Origin of the sequence: Microvirga sp. GCM10011540, from assembly GCF_042650665.1 — a bacterium.
Lineage (GTDB): Bacteria > Pseudomonadota > Alphaproteobacteria > Rhizobiales > Beijerinckiaceae > Microvirga > Microvirga lenta.
Genome location: NZ_JBHSBQ010000084.1, coordinates 1 through 1,804 on the forward strand (window position 1 = coordinate 1; position 1,804 = coordinate 1,804).

General features: G+C 64.9%; 1 protein-coding gene. It reads right to left on the reverse strand.

Annotated elements, in window-relative coordinates; genetic code table 11:
* Window positions 1-19: 19 nt before the first annotated feature.
* Window positions 20-1,720: an IS1182 family transposase gene (locus ACFOYU_RS15385; protein WP_377034265.1), complete on the reverse strand. Its 1,701-nt coding sequence runs from the start codon at window positions 1,718-1,720 to the stop codon at window positions 20-22.
* Between the last annotated feature and the right edge of the window lie 84 nt (window positions 1,721-1,804).

A 1,804-nucleotide genomic window follows, 5' to 3' on the forward strand; every position in this document is an offset into this window, starting at 1 on the left:
GATACTGCTGGCGAATCCATCATGCACCTGTTGGAAGCGTCATGAGCCTTGTGAATGCTGACTGACGCGTTCGCGCGAGCGGTGTGCCCGCGAACCAAGCCCCTAGCCGGATGAGGTTCATAGCGGCCGCCGTCAGCACGTGCTGGAGATGCGTTTTGGCGAGACCAATGTAGCGCGAGCGCCGCAGGTGTAGGGCGCGCACGCCAGCCGAGATCGCTCCCTCGATGCCGGCGCGCTGCTGGTACTCTCTGGCGAAGGCAGGCTGCGCCTCGCGCTCGCGAGCTGCTGCAAGGGTCTCGTGCTCCTCCTGAGGGCGCAGCGTGAGGAGCCGCTGGTCGCTCCGGGTACACTGCGCCTTCAACGGGCAGGGGCGACAGTGGGTCGTCGAGAAGCGCACCTTGAAGGCCGTCCGTCCCTGCCAGTAATCGGGAAGCCAGCTCCTGCTCTCGTGGCCGGCCGGGCAGATCGCGACTTGCCGATCCCAATCGAAGATGAAGTCCTGCAAGGTGAAGCCCTCACCGGATTGGGTCTGCCACTGATAATTCTGGGGAGCCGGCCCCAGGAGCGTGACGCCATAGGTCCGGCGACTGGCGACGAGCTGATCGGCCGCGACATAACCAGCATCGACGAGGTGAGTGTCGGGCAGCAGACCCTTGGCCTTGAGCCCATCATGAATGGTGTTGAGGGCATCGCGATCCACGACCGGCGCCGGCGTGGTCTCCACGTGCGTGATCAGGTGCGGACCGCCCTCGTCGCAAGCCTCGGTCAGATGAACCTTGTAGCCAATCCAGGTTGTGGTCCCCTTCTTGGCATAATGAACCTCTGGATCGTAGGGTGAACCGGCCATCAGCAGAGAGGGTGGAAATCCCTCATGCTCGGTCCGCCACCGCACCAGAGGTGTAGTCTCGGAGAATGCGCCGCCCCCAGGTTCTACAGCCTGAGCCGGGTCGATGAGACAGAAATTCTGCACCCAGACCTGCCGCAGGAGCTCTACAGCCGGGATCTCGCGCAACCATACTGGTGCATCAGAGGCTGTGATCGCCGCAAGCAACTGATGACCATCGCGCCCGATCTGCTCGGCATGGGCACGCCGCTTCGCCTCGCCCTGCGGCACGTCATAATCGCTCGCCCGTCTGCCATAGCGCTCCAGCCAGACCGGATCGGCATGGACGCGCAGCCACTCGGGGGCTGCGGACGCCAAGGCATTGAGGGCGGCGCGCAGCGTCTCGGTCACGCATTCGAGACGGTTGAGGGAGCGGACCGCTCCGAGCACGTGCGTGGAGTCGGTGCGCTGGCGGCCACGGGCTCTCAGCAGCTTGTGCTCCTGGCACAGCGCCAGGAGGGTGTCGAGCAGGTGTTCTTCCGCGCCGCCTGTCACAAGACGGCTGCGGAACTCACTCAGGACAGACGCATCGAAGCCAGGGTCGGTTAGTTCCAGTCCGAGCAGGTACTTCCAATCGATGCGGCTGCGGACAGCATCGGCCGCCCGCCGGTCGGACAGGTTCTCGGCGAACTGGAGCAGGGTCACAAGCGCCAACCGCCACGGGCATTCCGCCGGCTGGCCGCAGGGGGCGAAGAGAGCTGCGAACGGGGCATCGGTGAAAATCGTCCCGAGCCGGTCGCGCAAGAGCAGATAGGGATTGCCACGGGGAAAGGCCGCGCGGGCAACGGTTGCGGTTGAAGCTGGAACCTCACCGCTCACGGTCGGGCGGAGCGACATGGAACCCTCCAGGTCTAAACCCAAGCCCCTACAGCCTGAACGCCGACCCCGCCTCAATCGCTCCAACCATTCGCCAGCAGTATC

Coding starts and splice junctions, on each gene's coding strand:
- ACFOYU_RS15385 (WP_377034265.1), bottom strand. CDS start 1,720: ATGTCGCTCCGCCCGACCGTGAGCGGTGAGGTTCCAGCTTCAACCGCA.